This window comes from Prevotella lacticifex (assembly GCF_019973375.1).
Lineage (GTDB): Bacteria > Bacteroidota > Bacteroidia > Bacteroidales > Bacteroidaceae > Prevotella > Prevotella lacticifex.
Map to the genome: position 1 here is coordinate 78,373 of NZ_BPTV01000001.1, position 16,954 is coordinate 95,326.

Annotated in this window: 11 protein-coding genes; 4 read left to right on the plus strand and 7 right to left on the minus strand. The window is 55.5% G+C overall.

Annotated features, from left to right (window positions below; genetic code table 11):
• Positions 1-280 precede the first annotated feature (280 nt).
• The 6 genes from LDN30_RS00330 to LDN30_RS00355 all read right to left on the minus strand — a co-directional run bounded on the left by LDN30_RS00330 (position 281) and on the right by LDN30_RS00355 (position 7,754).
• Positions 281-3,262, minus strand: coding sequence for an AraC family transcriptional regulator (locus LDN30_RS00330; RefSeq protein WP_223928406.1), 2,982 nt, complete (start codon positions 3,260-3,262; stop codon positions 281-283).
• 94 nt (positions 3,263-3,356) lie between these two features.
• Positions 3,357-4,148 (minus strand): ADP-ribosylglycohydrolase family protein, encoded by a 792-nt coding sequence (locus LDN30_RS00335; protein WP_223928407.1) that lies wholly within the window; start codon positions 4,146-4,148, stop codon positions 3,357-3,359.
• 549 nt (positions 4,149-4,697) lie between these two features.
• Complete coding sequence (locus LDN30_RS00340) at positions 4,698-5,873, minus strand: sensor histidine kinase (protein ID WP_223928408.1); 1,176 nt, start codon at positions 5,871-5,873, stop codon at positions 4,698-4,700.
• Between the two features lies 1 nt (position 5,874).
• Positions 5,875-6,558, minus strand: coding sequence for a response regulator transcription factor (locus LDN30_RS00345; protein WP_223926628.1), 684 nt, complete (start codon positions 6,556-6,558; stop codon positions 5,875-5,877).
• 58 nt (positions 6,559-6,616) lie between these two features.
• A complete protein-coding gene (locus tag LDN30_RS00350; RefSeq protein ID WP_223926629.1) occupies positions 6,617-7,189 on the minus strand; it encodes a chromate transporter in 573 nt (190 codons plus the stop codon).
• A 13-nt stretch (positions 7,190-7,202) separates the two neighbouring features.
• A complete protein-coding gene (locus LDN30_RS00355) occupies positions 7,203-7,754 on the minus strand; it encodes a chromate transporter (protein ID WP_223926630.1) in 552 nt (183 codons plus the stop codon).
• A 180-nt stretch (positions 7,755-7,934) separates the two neighbouring features.
• Here LDN30_RS00355 and LDN30_RS00360 point away from each other — a divergent pair, with 180 nt between their 5' ends.
• From LDN30_RS00360 to LDN30_RS00375, 4 genes are all read left to right on the plus strand, one after another.
• Positions 7,935-9,206: a TolC family protein gene (locus LDN30_RS00360; protein ID WP_223926631.1), complete on the plus strand. Its 1,272-nt coding sequence runs from the start codon at positions 7,935-7,937 to the stop codon at positions 9,204-9,206.
• Between the two features lie 80 nt (positions 9,207-9,286).
• Positions 9,287-10,372, plus strand: a complete 1,086-nt coding sequence (locus LDN30_RS00365) for an efflux RND transporter periplasmic adaptor subunit (RefSeq protein WP_223926632.1) — start codon at positions 9,287-9,289, stop codon at positions 10,370-10,372.
• Positions 10,365-13,466, plus strand: coding sequence for an efflux RND transporter permease subunit (locus LDN30_RS00370; protein ID WP_223926633.1), 3,102 nt, complete (start codon positions 10,365-10,367; stop codon positions 13,464-13,466). The genes LDN30_RS00365 and LDN30_RS00370 overlap by 8 nt, the downstream gene beginning before the upstream one ends.
• On the plus strand, positions 13,463-13,828 hold the full coding sequence (locus tag LDN30_RS00375) for a hypothetical protein (protein ID WP_223926634.1): 366 nt from the start codon (positions 13,463-13,465) through the stop codon (positions 13,826-13,828). Before LDN30_RS00370 ends, LDN30_RS00375 begins: the two co-directional genes overlap by 4 nt.
• Positions 13,829-14,144: 316 nt before the next feature.
• Here the strand turns inward: LDN30_RS00375 and LDN30_RS00380 are convergent, their stop codons facing one another.
• Positions 14,145-16,937: a DEAD/DEAH box helicase gene (locus LDN30_RS00380; protein ID WP_223926635.1), complete on the minus strand. Its 2,793-nt coding sequence runs from the start codon at positions 16,935-16,937 to the stop codon at positions 14,145-14,147.
• Positions 16,938-16,954 lie beyond the last annotated feature (17 nt).

The following is a 16,954-nucleotide window of genomic DNA, read 5'->3' on the forward strand; positions in this document are numbered from 1 at the left end:
TAGTTATTAGTTTTTAGCAAATACATCGTTACATGAGTGTAAAACTCACATCGCAAAATTAGTAAGATTGTATTTTTACACGGTAGAATAATTGAAAAATAAGGTGGAAAAATCGCTAATCATCGCATATTAACCCCAAAAAGGTGGAAAAATACGATATTTCTGATTTTATTTTTACCATTAACACATCGTCAAACGTGTTTTTCATTGATGTGTCGTTGGCAACCTTGCCGCCACCGGCATGGCTGCCGATGTCCGTCGCCGGTGGCAGGCATAGTATTTACGCCTTGAATTGTGATGGTTTCACACCGAACCGTTGCGAGAAACAGCGGGTGAAATACTTAGGATCGTTGAATCCCACCCGGTATGCGATCTCCGTTATATTACGGTCGGCGACATTATCTTTCAGAATCTGCCGGGCCATGTCGAGACGGTAGTCGCGAACGAACTGTGTTGTCGTCAGACCCCATTCCTCATGGATGCGCTTGCTCAGTTCCGACCGCGACATGCCGAGAGCCTTGGCGATGGTCTGCACATCGAGTTCCGAGTTCATATATGTCTTCTCCATAACCTTCAGCAACCGGTCGGCGAAGGCCTCCTCACCGCTCTTGGCCTCAGCAGCCTCCTTACGGTCGGCCTCAAGATTCTTGCGCTGACTTTGGCGGTAGTTTTCCTGCCGTTTGAGTATTTCCTTTATCCTCTCCTGCAGCTCTCCGGGCTCATCGCTCTCCTTCAGAGCCGCCTCGAGGGGTCTGTAGAGCTGCTCGGCCTCCTTCTCCCTCATACGGAGCAGCTTGCGCTTGTAGAACCATCGCGCCGCGAAGGCCAGGGCCACCAACACGATGGTTATGAACCACCAGCTCTTCCAGAAATACGGCCGCACTACAACATCGACAGCCACCGTCTCATCGCTTTCCGTTCCCAATGGCGATGAGTAGCGCACCTCGAAGGTGTAGCTGCCCGCCGGAAGCATGGAGAACGACGCGCTGTGCTCCCCCGGTGGCACCGGTGTCCACTTATCGTCGTATCCTTTCAGTCTGTAGGCGTAGGCTCCCTGCTCATTTCCCGTGAAATTCAGGGCCGAGAACTCCAGCCGCACGTCGCGGTCGCTCTCGTGGAGGGTAATCTTCGAGGCCTGTCCCACCTCCTTGTCTATATATCCGCTGCCCGGCAGGGCGAACACACTGCCTATCTTTAACGATGTCAACCGCAGGTGTCCGCGATGTACATTGCTGGCGTTGATACCGTTGAGAACCGTCAGTCCGCGGTCAGAGCCGAGGGCAATGACATCCCCTGTGCCCTTTACGGCACCATTGAAGTAGAACTGGTTGCTGAGCAGACCGTCGGACTCAGTGAAGTTGCTGAACGTTCCCACTGCCGGATTGAGTCTCGACAGCCCGTGCTCGGTGGCTATCCAGAGCATGCCGTGACCGTCCTCAACAATCCCTTTTATGGAGTTATTGGCCAGTCCGTCGTCACTAATATAATTATGTATATTCAGAGTATCGTCGAGCGAGCCCTTCACATGGTACAGTCCATAGCCGTTACTGCCTATCCACAGCGATCCGTCGCGGGCCTGGCAAAAGCATGTCAGCTTGTCGAGCGCGCCCACCGACGGGTGGTCGAGTTTCTTGACATACCGTTTATAAGAGAAGATACCGCGCTTGTCGGGGCCCTTCTTTATGTCAACACTCACCATTCCGGGCACACAGCCCATCAGCAGATGACCGTCGCGTGTCACCAGACTGCCGATGGCACCGTTGATATTGCGGCAGTCGGGGAACGGTTCCCTCACCCTGTGGCTCCGCAGGTCGTAGAAGAACAGTCCTGCGTTGGCACCAATCCATATTCCGTCGTTATACGGGTCGTAGGCCATCGCTCCTACGAAGAGCAGGTCTATGGCATAGCCGTCACCGGCCACGAGCGGCCGTATGTCGCCGGCCGACTGCAACGGCATCTCGGCCACACCACCGCCCCATGTGCCTATCCACAAATTCCCGCTTTTGTCGGCGGTGAGCACCGACACGGTGTTATGCGGCAGACTGCTGTTGGCAGCCGTGAAATGGACGAAATCGTTTGATCCCTTGCGCAGAAGACAGAGACCGCCCTCGACGATTCCCGCCCACAGGTCGCCGTTAGGGGCTACATACATTGAGTTGACGGGGCCGGGAGCAATAGTGTTTGCGTTGGCGTCGTCATGAACGAAGTTGACCACTCTGAGCTGGCGCGGCACGAGCTGAGTCACTCCTCCCGTCTCCGTACCTATCCACGTCTGACCGTTGAGAACCCTTATGATGCTCACAAACGGACTCGACAGTATGCCTCCGGCAACCTTATCGGTCCAACGGTCGACGATATGGAATCCCGCATCCATGACATCGACTCCACAGAGGGTGCCTATGAGCAGATTTTTCCCGTCCGCGCTTACCGCCAACGATGTACATACATCATGGCTGAGGGCATCGGCAGGCGTTCCGGCATGCCATCCGCTGTTGCCGCGGTCGCTGTTGTAGAGTCCGTGGTTAGTGGCAAACCATGTCCGTCCCTGCCACCTTACCATGGAACCGATAATCGTTCCGGTAAGTTGCGGGTAGGCCTTCGAGAGGTCAGTGGCAACGAGGCGGTTGCCCTTGACGGATATCTTTGTCAGCCTTACATTTACACCTATATATATAGAGCCGTCGTTGTCGAGGTCGGCAACACCGAGTTCGGGCACCTTAGTGTTGTGCTCTATCGTGAGCACGCTGCTCACCGTGCCGTCGGCATTGAACGCTATGCGGACGACCTCGTTGAACCTAATAATCCAGATGCACCCCTTCGAGTCGCAGTAGACACTCATGCACGCGGCATTCATAGCCTTATCGAGAGCTTTCTTCACCTTGTCGTCGGTGGTTTTCAGGTCAGCCTCTACGCCACCAGTCATGTCGATGGCCTGCACGCCCTCCTCGAAGGCGGCCCACAGCCGGTGATAATGGTCCTCGACAACGTTATGGCAGAAGTTCGAACGCAGACTGATCATCGGGTTGCCGTTGAGTCCGAAGCTCGCATACGAGTAACCGTCATAACGCAGCAGTCCGCCATTATGAGTCGATATCCATACGAAACCGTCACTATCCTGATATATGTCGTCGACAAAATTGCTTGGCATTCCCGTCGACAGGTTCAGATAAAAGATATTATATGAGCCTGCCGGCGTTGCTTTCAGCTGTATTGTCAGCAACAATAAAAGGACTATTAAAAGACATTTCGTTGGTCTTAACATTCTATCGATTCTGTTTTTATGATGCAATTATAAGTAGTTTATACTGCAAATGCCACATTATTATTCCCAAGGAGCGTCCCCCACTCACCGGCCGTCAGCCTATCTCATCCTGTATATGCTGATAGAACTGACAGAGAATTTTCCTCATGTCGGCAGGCAGATAGCTCACCGCCCTCTCCACCATCTCGTCGGGAACACCGTAGCAGGCCTCAGCCATGGCCCCGGTAATGTCGGCTTTCGTGTCGGTATCGCCGTCGCAGAGGACCGCCAAGCGGATGGCATCCTCGAATGTCGACGAGTCGACGAGACAACGGATTGCCGCAGGAACGGTTTCCTGACATGTACTGTCGAAGTGACCCTCACTGCCTATGCGCATGATGTCGGACAACGGCGGCAGCTTATAACCATAGAACTTCTGCACTTTCCGCTCCACGTCATTCTTCGAGAACCGCATGTGCCTGAGCCAGCATATCACCTCGGCTACGCATTCCGCCCCTTTGATGCCTTCGGGGTGGTTGTGGCTGACGGCAGCGCTCTTGCGGGCCTCCTCCACGACATCCTCCCATTCGTCGAAGAGCCAGCCGATACTGCTCACGCGCATTGCCGAACCATTGCCGCAACTGTTGTTGGGCGCATGGTCGTCGCTGAATATCCAGTCGTAGAAACGGGCCCCGTAGCCGCCCTTTGGGTCGGGATAGCGCTGGCACCACTCCACGAGAGCGTCCTTATAGCTCTTGCCGTTGAGTACGGCATCGGCCACAGCAATAGTGCAAACAGTATCGTCGGTGAATGAACAGTCGTCGGTGAAAAGGTCAAAGCCTTCCTCTGGTGCAGGACCGAACTCAAACCTCGATCCCACTATGTCGCCTATTATAGCTCCAAGCATAGCCTTTAGTTTTTCAGTTAGTGCTACAAAGTTACTAAAAAAATAAGCGAAATCCAAATTTTTCGAGGATTTTCTCATCGGCAGTCCTCTGAAAAACACGACAAAAATGCCGTATTTACCGCATAATCAAAGGGAATCAGAGACCCGAAAAAAAATGAATTATTTTTCTGGTTAATTCCGATTTATTAACAAAAAAAAGGACCGATTTGGTACTCTGCACTTTATCAGTACTTCGGAAAGAAAGACGATATTACCTACACACGCTCTATAGTAAAGGATTCTCTGAAGCATGCGGCTATGGTGCTTTCATTAGCCAACATTATTATGTAGAAGCGAGGATGGATAATGGAATACCGGCAATGATATGTAAAAATAATTCGTTTTATTTTGTGTTTTGCACCGCCTTTATACTGCCTTGATTATCAACCGGTTACTAACACATATCATTTCGAGTTGCAAAACGGGCCGTTTTAGAAGCCAAAACAATAGGTATTGGAATGGTGTAAATATTTTTGGTATATCAGACAATAGCTAAACGATAGGGCCGCACTATCTGAAGACCACCCTCACCGTTGTTCCTTTTCCCGGTTCCGATTCCATGTTTATCTTTGCGCCGTGCTTCTCCAATATCGCTTTCGCCAGGGCCAGACCGACACCATGGCCCATCACCGTTCCCGTGTTCGATGCCCTGTAGAATGGTTCGAAGACATGCCGCAAGTCCTCCGGCGGGATACCGATGCCCTGGTCGCTGACTTTTACGGTGCGTCCGGCGACGGTCACCGTCACGGGCTTGCCGTCGGAATATTTCACGGCGTTATTGATGAGGTTGTGGAATGCCATGCGCAGCAGGTGGCGGTCGCCGAGAACGATGAAATCGTCCTGACAGTCCACATCGCAGTTTTCCTCAGCCATATCCTTCAGCATCGTGCCCATGCTCACGGGTTCGCGCTCAGCCATCTCCTCGCCGCTCCTGACATGCGAGAACTGCAGGAGCTCGCGCATTATCGTCTCCACGCGGTCGGCCTCATGGGCTATGCGCCGCAGGATGTCCTGATACTCCTGGGTGGAATATTCGCGCAGCAGTCCCACCTCGCATTCGCCCTCGATGGCCGTCATCGGATTATTTATTTCGTGCGATGCGTTGTTGACGAACATCTTCTCCGTCTGATAGTCCTGGTCGATGCGGTTGAGCATCCGCATGGCGTAGAGCCTGCTGATGAGCCAAAGCACTGCCGCCGAGACGATTACGAGCAGGAGCAGGGCCCACCGCAGCGTTTTAGCTATATCAGTGCCATAAGGATTACGGCTGAGGACGATGACGGCGAAGGTGCCGGTGTTATCGTAGTAGACGAAGGCCGTTCCCACCTCCTGCCCATGTTCGAAGTTAACCGTCTGGTTAGCATACAGATGGCCTATCTGCTCATCATCGAGATACGTGCTGAGCACCTGCCGGGCCAGATCGCGGTTCTCGAGATTGACGAAGAGCTCCTTCGACGTAGGGATTGACGTTTTCCGCCGTATCACCACATTGCGGTATTTCACGGGGTCGAGTTCGTCCTTCGAGAATTTCTCCTCCGCCACTGCGTGCGCCTTCTCCTGCATATAGTGGAAGTAGAGGTTGCGGATGTAGTTGGAGGTGAAAAAGTAGAACACCAGTCCGGCAATGAGTATCAGCCCGATGGTGATACCCGAGTATATGAGCGATAATTTATGGCCTGTCTTCATCCTATTCCTCTCTGCCGAAACAGTAGCCCACACCTACGATGGTGTGGATGAGTTTCTGGTCAAAACCCTCATCAATTTTCTGCCGCAGGTATCTCACGTAGACATCCACGACATTGGTGTTGGTATCGAAGTCCTTGTCCCACACGTCGCGCAGCAGCTGCCGGCGCGTCAGCGTCTCACCCTCGTGGCGTATAAGATACTCCAACAGCCGGTACTCCTTAGTGCTCAGTTCCACCTCGGTATCCTGGCGCCGCGCCTTGTGTGTGGCGGCGTTGATGCTCAGGTCGCCACACGTCAGAGGCGCTGCCTGGCGGTAGCTCTCGACGCGGCGCAGAAGGGCATTGATGCGGGCTACGAGCTCGGTGAACTTAAACGGTTTCACCATATAGTCGTCGGCACCCGCCTGCAGACCGAGGACGATGTCGTCGGTGGTACCTAAGGCCGTGAGCATCAGTACCGGAAGGGCGTAGCCACGCTCCTCGCGCAGATGGCTGCACACCTCCAGTCCCGTCATGCCCGGCATCCGTATGTCGAGCAGGGCGAGGTCGTAGTCGCCCTGCTGGAGCTTCGTCCAGGCCTCATCGCCCCGTCGGGCTCTGTCAACATCGAAGCCGAAACTCTCCAAGCCACGGCAGACGAAGTCGGCAATATTCTCCTCATCCTCAGCAAGCAGTATCCGTTTCATATCTTATCGAGTTTATTTTGTGCAAAGATAGCAGTTTTTTTTGAGAAACAAGCCTTTGCTAATAAACTATCAGTCCTACGATGCCGCAGACGAGCAGTGCCAGGATTGGATTGACCTTAAAGCGCAGTGTGGCCACGAAAACCGCCACGCAGAGGCCGATGCTGAGGACAAAGTATGGTATGCTGTCGGCCGGTGAGCCAAAATTTTCCTTGTTCATCAGCAGCAGGGCAGCGGCGGCGATGAGTCCGATGATGGCCGGACGGAGGGCCGCAAAGACATTCTTCACCCATGGCGCGTCCTTATGGGTGAGCAGATAGTGGCTGATGCTTATCATGAGGATGAACGATAACCACATGATACTCAGCGATGCTAACACCGATCCGAGCACTGCCGCCCACACCGGATAGCCGGCATTGACTACTGATGTGTAGCCCACATAAGTGGCGGTGTTGATGCCTATAGGGCCCGGGGTCGACTGGCTGATGGCTACGATATCCGTAAACTCGGCATTGGTGAGCCAGTGGTTCTTCACAACCGTCTCGCTGTATATGAGTGAGAGCATGGCATAGCCACCTCCGAAGTTGAAGATGCCTATCTTGCTGAATACGTAGAATAATTTGAGGAAAAGCATTTCTTATTTCAATTTATTTGTTCTGTTGCTGTTGTTTACGGTCCCTGACTCTTCCATAGAGGTATCCGCCTAATCCCGCGACGATGATAATCCATATCGGCGAAACTGAGAATGCCGCTATGAGCAGACAGCTGACGAGGGGAATCCAGCACGTCGACCACGTGATATGGGCCGTACGGGCCATCTTGAAGCACGGAGCGGCAATGAGGGCTACCACTGCCGGGCGCACACCGCGGAAGAATTTCTCGACCAAGACGTTGTCCTTGAAGTTGTGGAAGAAGATGGCTATGAGCAGGATAGCGACTATCGAGGGCAGGGCTATGCCCAACGCTCCGACGATGCCTCCCCACACTCCGCGAAGCTTGTAGCCTATGTGGCTCGCCATGTCGATGGAGAATATGCCGGGGGTGGTCTGCGCCACCACCATGATATCCATAAACTCCTCACGGTCAAGCCAATGGTTCTTGTCGACATACTCCCGTTCCATTATTGGAATCATGGCATAGCCGCCACCAAGGGTGAACGCTCCAATCTTATTGCAGGTGAGAAAGAATTTTAATAGCATAACTGAATACAAATATAATTTTATGGCGAAAACCTCGCGTCTTCGCTCTTTGACAGTGCAAAGGTAGCCACCTTCGGCCACGTGTACAAGAAAAGGTGATTAAAAACCTCTAATATAGTATGAAAGCATTCTAATCGTTTCTTTTTCAGCACCTTGCGCATTCTCAGTACCTTTGCGGCGATGAAACGAAACAGTATCATAAATTTCCGATTATGGCTGGCATTCCTGTTAGCCACCACATGGTGCGGAAGTGCCATGGGCAGCCGCCTGACTTTCTGCCAGGCCGACAGTCTGTTAGCCCTCCGCAACCACAACCTCCGCTCGGCGCGCCTCGATATTTCGGCTGCCGAGGGCCAGTTGGCCCAGTCGAGCCGCTACGACAACCCGACGATGAGCGTCATGTACAACATCTATAACCCCACCAATCACCGGTGGTTCGACCCCGGGCGCACCGGTGAGGTCGACGTTCAGTTCTCTCAGCCCTTTGCCATCGGTGGTCAGCATGCCGAACAGGTAAAGCAGGACGCGGCCTTGCTGCGAGCCTCGCGTAACCAGCTGACAGTCACCCACCGCGACCTCCGCAGCGAGGTCCACGTGGCGATGGTCGACCTCTACTACCAGCAACGGCAGGCTGCCGTCTACGATGAGGAGATAGCCTCGGCCGAGAAGATTCTCGCGGCCTACCGTGAGCAGACGGCGAAAGGCAATATCGCAGCCATCGAGACACAGCGCATAGCTACAATGGTGTATCAGCTCCGCAAGTCGCGTGCCGACCTGATCCTCGAGGCCTCGGCCCTGCAGGCTCAGCTCCGGCAGCTGCTCGTGCTCCCCGCCGACGATTCCATCACCGTCGACATCGATGAAAAAGAGGCTATCGACGCTGCCTCACGGCTCTATCTCGCCGTTGCGGCCAAACCGGCAGCATCCATCGAAGCCATGCCTGAGATGCAGCTGATAGGCAGTCAGGTCGAGGCTGCCGAGCACGCCCTCCGCTGGGAGCGCAGCCAGAGTCTGCCACAGATGTCGGTGCAGGGCGAATACGATAAGAACGGAAGCATAGGCCACAACTTCTTTGCCGTAGGACTGAGCGTCGCCGTACCGCTGTGGAACCGCAACCGCGGCAATATCCGTAAGGCCCAGGCCGCCATAGAGCAGGCCGCCGTAGATGCCGACAGACAGCGCAACGCCATCATGCAGCAGCGGAAGGCCGATCTCGACATCGTGGGGCAGTATCTCAAGCAGCTCGCCGAGCCCACGCCGACCCTCGACAGCGACCTCACCGAGATGCTCCATGCTGCCGAGAAGCAGTTTATGAGCCGCCACATATCGCTCGTGGAGTTCGTCGACCTCTACGGCAACTACCGCGATACAATGCTCGCGCGCCTCGACGCTAAGAGCAAGATGCTCCAAGCTGCCGAAAGACTCAGAATAGTATGGGGCGGCGTACAATAATCCTCTGACAATGAATGAGATATAACGTAAATGAAAAAGAATGGGATGGAACGTATATGAAAAACCGACAAACAATACAGATGATGAGACAAAATATTATTCTTCTTGCCGGACTGCTGTGTCTGGCATCCTGCAATACGAAAGACGATAAGGCGCAGCAGGACACCTACAAGTCGCTGAGCAACGAGGTTGTGGAGACAACGCCCGTGGAGATGCGTGCCTACGGCGATGAACTGACGCTCAACGGCGATGTCAGCTGCGACGAGGCCCTTGTGCGAAAGGTGTTTATCCCGTGCAGCGGACGCGTCAGCGGGCTGACCGTCGAGGTCGGCGATCAGGTGTCGGCGGGACAGCGGTTGGCCGTCATCCACAGCGAGGAGGCCGCCGACTACAACAAAGGCATTGCCGACGCCGACGCTCAGACGAAGATGGCCGAACGCGACTACCAGATGAAACAGGACATGCACCGCTCGGGAATGGTGTCGGACAAGGAGGTTGCCGAGGCCCGCGAGCAGCTGCTCATGACCATTGCCGAGCGCAACAGGCTCTCGGCCGTCGGCGGAATCAACGGTTTCGGCGGTAAGGCCACAGCCGTACTGCGCTCACCGATAAGCGGTTACGTCACGACGAAGAACATCTACAACGACAGCTACGTCAGTCAGGACGGTGGCGACGGCGGTGAGGCCCTCGAGATTGCCAATCTCAACCGCGTATGGGTAATCGCCGACGTCTACGAGAGCGATATAGCAAAGATACGGCAGGGAGCCCCCGTGACCGTCACAACCATGGCTTACGACGGTCAGGTGTTCAGCGGACATATAGATAAGGTGTACCGCGTACTCGACAACGAGAGCAAAACGATGAAGGTGCGCATAACCCTCGACAACAGCCGCGGGCTGCTGCGCCCGGGAATGTTCGCCACCGTACACGTAGCCACAGGCACCGGCAGCAAGCCGCTGTGCTGCGTTCCCGCCAAGGCGATAGTCTTCGACGGTGGCGTCGACTATGTTGTCGTCGACGACGGCAACCGCCATTACCGCCGCCAAGCCGTCAAGACGGAGCATGTGGGGCAGGACTATGCCTACATCGTAAGCGGTCTGCGCCCAGGCGAACGGGTCGTGAGCAACAACGCATTATTAGTTTTTAATACTCTTGGCAATGAATAAGTTCATCGATTTCATCATAGCCTTCTCGCTCAAACGCAAGTACCTCATCCTCGTCGTCACCCTCGCGGTGGTCGTCATGGGTGTGGTGAGCTTCCGCCAGACACCTATCGACGCCTTCCCGGACGTCACAAACACGAAGGTAACAATCATTACGCAGTGGCCGGGACGGTCGGCGGAGGAGATAGAGAAGTTCGTGACCATCCCTATAGAGATTGCCATGAACTCGGTACAGAAAAAGACCGACATCCGGTCGACAACGCTTTTCGGCCTCTCCGTGGTCACGGTGTGCTTCGACGACCACGTCGACGACGAGTTTGCACGGCAGCAGGTGTACAACCTTCTGCACGATGCCGACCTCCCCGACGGTGTGGAACCCGATGTCCAGCCGCTGTCGGGACCGACGGGAGAGATTTTCCGCTACACCCTGAAGAGCGACACCCGGTCGGTGCGCGAGCTTAAAACGCTACAGGACTGGGTCATAGAGCGCAAGCTGCGGTCGGTGCCCGGCATTGCCGACATTGTCAGTTTCGGTGGTGAGGTGAAGACTTTTGAGGTCAGTGTCAACCCCAACCAGCTCGCCACCTACGGCGTGAGCTCCCTCGAACTCTACCAGGCCATCGCCAACAGTAATGTCAACGTCGGCGGCGATGTCATCCAGCGCAGCTCCCAGGCCTACGTCGTGCGCGGCATCGGCCTTATCAACAATGAGCGCGAGATTGGCGACATAGTAGTGAAAAACGTCGGCGGAACACCGATTCTCGTACGCAATCTCGCCACCGTCCACGAGAGCTGTCAGCCCCGGTTGGGACAGGTGGGCCGCGGCAGCGATAACGATGTCGTCGAGGGCATCGTCGTCATGCGTAAGGGCGAGAACACTGAGCAGGTCATAAAGGACCTGAAGGCGAAAATCGGCGAGATACAGAACGACCTGCCGAAGGACGTTAAGATAGTGCCGTTTTACGACCGCGAGGACCTCGTCAACTTAGCCGTAGGTACGGTGATGCACAACGTGTTAGAGGGTATCGTCCTCGTCACGCTCGTCGTTCTGCTGTTCATGAAGGACTGGCGCACTACAGTCATCGTCGCGTCGGTCATCCCGTTGGCACTGCTCTTTGCGTTCATAGCCCTGCACGTATGTGGAATGAGTGCTAACCTCCTGAGTATGGGAGCAATAGACTTTGGTATTATCATCGACGGAGCGGTGGTAATGGTCGAAGCTCTCTTCGTGGCACTGTCGGGACAGGCCCGGACTATCGGCATGGAGGCCTTCAACCGCCGCAGCCACATGGGAATGATCCGGCAGACGGCACGAGGGAAAGCCAAGTCGGTATTCTTCTCCAAGCTCATCATTATCACCGCCCTGCTGCCCATCTTCACGTTCCAGAAGGTGGAGGGAAAGATGTTCTCACCGTTGGCTTACACCCTCGGCTTTGCGCTGTTGGGAGCACTCATTTTCACGCTGACGCTCGTACCGGTGCTGTCGTCGATGCTGCTGAAGAAGAATGTCGTAGAGAAGAAGAACCGCTTTCTGCACGCTGTCTACCGCTTTGCCGACACCATCTTCGCCTACTGCCACCACCACTGCCGCAAGGTCATAGCCGTGGCACTCATCGCCATGGTAGCCGGACTGGCCTGTTTCCGCTTCCTCGGCTCTGAATTCCTGCCCGAGATGAACGAGGGCTCCATCTATGCGCGAGCCACACTGCCGCAGAGCGTGTCGCTGCCGCAGAGCGTAAAATTGGCCAACGAGTTCCGATCCATACTACTGAAATACCCTGAGGTGAGTCAGGTGATGACTCAGACGGGACGCCCTAACGACGGTACCGACGCCACGGGATTCTATAATATAGAACTGTTCGTGAAACTCTATCCCGAGAAGGAGTGGAAGACGGGGCGCACAAAGGAGCAAGTCGTCGACGATATGAACCGGCGGCTGAGCGTATACCCCGGCATCGACTTCAACTTCTCGCAGCCGATATCCGACAATGTGGAGGAGGCCGTCAGCGGTGTGAAAGGTGCCATCGTGGCAAAAGTCTACGGCAAGGACCTCGCCGAGAGCGAAAAATTGGCCTGGCAGGTCTACCACACGATGAAACCCATCGCCGGCATCACCGACCTCGGTGTCATCCGCAATATGGGACAGCCGGAACTGCAGATCGACATCGACGAGGACCGTCTGGCTCGCTATGGTGTTAAGAAGGACGACGTACAGAGCATCATCGAGATGGCCATCGGCGGAAAAGCCGCCTCGCAGGTTTACGAGGACGAGCGTAAGTTCAATCTCGTGGTGCGATACGAGGAACCGTTCCGCGACAATGCCGAGGCGATAGCAAAGATTAAGGTGCCCACGGAGGACGGCCAGATGATACCTATCAGCGAGTTGGCCACAATCCGCTCGATTACCGGACCGCTGATTATCTACCGCGAGAACCACAGCCGCTACTGCGCCGTGAAGTTCAGCGTCCGCGACCGCGATATGGGCTCGGCTGTCGACGAGGCCCGCGAGAAGGTAGCCAAGGCCGTAAAACTGCCCGCTGGCTATAAGATAACGTGGAACGGTGACTTCGAGAACCAGAAGCGAGCCACGGCACGATTGGCACAGGTGGTGCCTATCAGCGTGCTGCTCATCTTCATAATCCTCTACGTGCTCTTCGGCAACGCGCGCGACGCCGGTCTCGTGCTTACCAATGTGCCGTTCGCGGCCGTGGGAGGCATACTCATCCTACTCATCACCCACACCAACTTCTCCATTTCGGCGGGTATCGGCTTCATCTGCCTCTTCGGTATCTGCATACAGAACGGTGTGATAATGCTTATGGACATCAAGCACTTCCTGCGACACCGAAACCCGCTGCCGGAGGCGGTGACGCGGGGCATGCACTCGCGCATACGCAGTGTGCTGATGACGGCAATGATGGCCACCCTCGGACTGATGCCGGCAGCACTCAGCCACGGCATTGGCAGCGAGAGCCAGCGGCCGTTGGCAACGGTGATTATCGGTGGTCTCGTCGGTGCAACAATCTTCACACTCTTCGTCTTCCCACTGTTCGTGGAACGTATATACAGTCATGTGAACCTCAAGAAAATGAAATGATGATAAAAGTTTGTTTCAGTCAGCACAGTCAGCGCAGGGCTTTGGCCTTGCTGCTGATCCTGTTGCTGACAACCATTAGCGCAACGGCACGCAGCCGTTACATGTCGGCAAAGTTCATGCTGACAGCAGAGAAGGACCAGAAGACCTATGTCGACTCGATAGTCAGTGCACAGCCGGGAGTGTTCTCTGCCCGCTGGAGCCCGCGTCGCCGGATGCTTGTGGTCGTCTACGACAAAACACTGACAAGCCGCCACCATCTGAAGATATTCGTCACCCGGTTGTCGGCTCAACTCCCCACGCCGGAAGCCGATGGCAAAGCCTGCCCGGAGCAGCGGCGCAGCTCGACCTGCCTTGTGGTTTAGCTTGGCTTCTTCAGTGGTTGCGCCCGGCCTGTTCTGTGGTTTAGCCCGTTGGGTTCGGCGGGTTACAACCCGCCGCCCCGCAGCATATCCCTCCCGGACGCGCAGCGCAGTATCCTTAACATGTAAAGATAATTCAAACCTAATCTCTTCTTTACCCGCATCTGTAGCCCATTGATAATCAACGGCTTACAGAAGTGGGTCGTTTTGCATTGCGAAACGGCCCATTTCGCAATGCAAAACGGTCCATTTCGCAAGCCGAAACGGACCGTTTTGCAACCCGAAATGGGCCATATCAGAATACCGTAAATATTTTTCGCTATCCTTTGCCGTCTTCTGGGGTCTCCTCATCTGTATCGTCAGCCTCTTCATTGCTCTCGTTCATACACTTGATGACGGCATTGGCGAGACTCTGCTTGTGGTCCTGCACCTTGAGGATTTGTTCCTCGAGGGTACCGACACTGATAAACTTATAGACGAAGACGGCCCGTCGCTGTCCTTGACGGTGGGCACGGCTGATGGCCTGTTCCTCAACGGCATGGTTCCACCACGGGTCAAGAAGGAACACATAGTCGGCCTCAGTGAGGTTCAGCCCAACACCGCCGGCCTTCAGCGTGATGAGGAAGAACTGGCAGGAGGCATCGTTCTGGAAGTGGTCGATGACACCCTCGCGGTCCCTTGTTTCGCCGGTGAGCATGGCATAGCTCCATCCCCGGTCGTCCATAGCCTTGGCGACGATATTGAGGAGCTGCTTGAACTCACTGAAGATAAGCACCTTGTGCGATGTGCCGCGGAGGTCGGTGAGACGCTCCATGACCTCCGCCATCTTGCCCGACGGTGCCTCGCTGCCGACGAGGGCGGGGGCGCAGGCTATCTGCCGCAACTTCATAATCGTGCTCAGGGCGTTGATGGTATTGCTGTGGGCATCGTGCTCGAGCAGCAGATTGCGCATGCGGCTCTGCTCGGCGACATACAGCGAGGTCTGGGCCGGCGTCATATCACAATAGACGGTCTCGTCCTGGCACTCCGGCAGACTGTCGAGGACAGCGGCCTTCGTGCGGCGGAGGAAGTAAGGAGCCACGAGATCGCGCAGCACGGCGGTATTCTTTCCGGCGAGGTTGGCATTGATGGGATGGATGAAATTGCTCCTGAAGTCGTTCTCATCGCCGAGGAGGGCAGGATTGAGCACACTCATGAGCGTCCAGAGCTCACGGAGGTTGTTCTCCATGGGCGTACCGCTGAGGGCTATGCGGTGACGGCAACGGATTGAGGCCACGGCATCGTAGGTCATCGAATCGCTGTTCTTGAACACCTGCGACTCGTCGTAGACGACGATGCCCCACTCTTTCTGTCCTATCATGCTGATGTCGTTGCGCAGCGTGGCATAGGTTGTCACCACCACGGCAGCACCGTCGGCATAAGTCAGCAGGAGCTGACGGTGCACCGTCGTGCCGGTATACACTATCACCCGCTGGTGGGGCGCAAAGCGGTGGAGCTCGTTGCGCCAGTTGTGGACCACCGAGGCGGGAGCAACAACGAGGACGGGACGGGCGGCGGCACCGGCCTCAGCACGGTACTTGAGGATGACAGCGATGGTCTGGACGGTCTTTCCGAGACCCATATCGTCGCTAAGGCAGCAGCCGTTGCCGGCGCGCAGGTGGCCTAACATCCAACGATAGCCCACCTCCTGATAGGGACGCAGGGTGGCAGCAAGACCGGTGGGAAGGCTGTCGTCGGCGGTGTCGTCGGCACGCCACGCCGCCTTGGCCTCATCGCCGATCGACAACGGCATGAGCAACTGCTGCTGACTGCGGTGGACGCTGATGGTGTCGGCATCCTTCTTCAGGCCGAAGAGCATGAGAGGACTGTAGCGGGCCTTCCACTCGTCGGGGATGACGAAGCTCTTACCGTTAGGCAGCAGGTAGAGACTGTCGCCGTTGAGAATGGCCTGGCGCATGGAGGTAAGGGGAACGGAGAGACCGTCGTCGAAGTGGACAACGATATGGAGTTGGAACCAGTCGCCGACGACGGTATCGTCGTGCTCCACCCTCACGTCGCCGATATAGTATTTCTTGCTCGTAAGTTGCTCAAACTCAATGCCCATAGCGTCAAGGGCGGGTTTGTAATGCTTGGCCCAGTCGAGGATTCCCTGGAGCGGGGCATTCTTGGGCATGTGCATATCGTCGGTGAGACGGTGGGCAATGGCCTCCTCCCACTCGCGGTTGCGGTGGATACATACGAAGCTGACGCTGTCGCCGCCGTCGAGGAGGGTGACACTCTTCTCTTTCTTGCTGCCGGCCTCGAAATTCTTGCCGTCGTAGACGAACGACAGCCGCAGATGATAGTCGCCGGTGACAACCATCTCCATGAACAGCCGGGGCTTACCGGCAGGATGGAGCTCACGGACGTCAAAACCTTCTGAGTCGATGTCGATTTTGGAGGCAATCTTGAAAATCATCTTCCGGAAATACTCCATCTCCACGCGCTGCGGAATTTTTATCCACTCTTTCTTGGTGAACGGAAGGAGGAGATTGCCGTTGAGACTGGAGTCGAAATGCATTATTTTGTCGTCGATACAGAACAGTGAGGGCTCGTTGCTGATGACAGCGGTACGGTGCGACGACGGAACGATGCCGTGCCCGACGGTCAGCCGGTAGTCGATGCCTTCGCCGGTCTTGCGGTAGAAGGTGTGGAGGGCCACGGGCTCATCGACATAGTGGAGCTGGCGGTTGGCATCGAGAAGCTCCTTAGGACCGGGCTTGAAGAAGATGGGAATGGCATTGGCGGCAGCCAAGGTGACAGCCTCGACGACCTTGCGGGCTACGATGCGGTCGACATAGTTGCGAATGGAGGCATCGGCTTCGGCGAAGAATTTCTTCTGGGTGCGGAAGGTGTTGCGGCCCGCCATATTGTAGATACTCTCGGGGGTTACCGCCTCGCAGAGGGTGATGAGACGGTTGATAGCAGCGTCGTCGCCACCGTCGGTGACAAAATCGCCCTGACGGAAGGCATCGCCGGAAGGATGCAAAAAACGGAACTCCATGCCGTAGCCTTTCCACTGGGTGGAGGGATACAGCAGGAGTCCCGTTTTCTTGTTGTTCTCTATAGTCATCGAAAGCTATACTTACG

Excerpts from the sequence above, each read along its gene's own strand:
- LDN30_RS00330 (WP_223928406.1), bottom strand. The coding sequence starts at position 3,262 with ATGTTAAGACCAACGAAATGTCTTTTAATAGTCCTTTTATTGTTGCTG.
- LDN30_RS00365 (WP_223926632.1), top strand. The coding sequence starts at position 9,287 with ATGATGAGACAAAATATTATTCTTCTTGCCGGACTGCTGTGTCTGGCA.
- LDN30_RS00360 (WP_223926631.1), top strand. The coding sequence starts at position 7,935 with ATGAAACGAAACAGTATCATAAATTTCCGATTATGGCTGGCATTCCTG.
- LDN30_RS00355 (WP_223926630.1), bottom strand. The coding sequence starts at position 7,754 with ATGCTATTAAAATTCTTTCTCACCTGCAATAAGATTGGAGCGTTCACC.
- LDN30_RS00350 (WP_223926629.1), bottom strand. The coding sequence starts at position 7,189 with ATGCTTTTCCTCAAATTATTCTACGTATTCAGCAAGATAGGCATCTTC.
- LDN30_RS00335 (WP_223928407.1), bottom strand. The coding sequence starts at position 4,148 with ATGCTTGGAGCTATAATAGGCGACATAGTGGGATCGAGGTTTGAGTTC.
- LDN30_RS00345 (WP_223926628.1), bottom strand. The coding sequence starts at position 6,558 with ATGAAACGGATACTGCTTGCTGAGGATGAGGAGAATATTGCCGACTTC.
- LDN30_RS00380 (WP_223926635.1), bottom strand. The coding sequence starts at position 16,937 with ATGACTATAGAGAACAACAAGAAAACGGGACTCCTGCTGTATCCCTCC.
- LDN30_RS00375 (WP_223926634.1), top strand. The coding sequence starts at position 13,463 with ATGATGATAAAAGTTTGTTTCAGTCAGCACAGTCAGCGCAGGGCTTTG.
- LDN30_RS00370 (WP_223926633.1), top strand. The coding sequence starts at position 10,365 with ATGAATAAGTTCATCGATTTCATCATAGCCTTCTCGCTCAAACGCAAG.
- LDN30_RS00340 (WP_223928408.1), bottom strand. The coding sequence starts at position 5,873 with ATGAAGACAGGCCATAAATTATCGCTCATATACTCGGGTATCACCATC.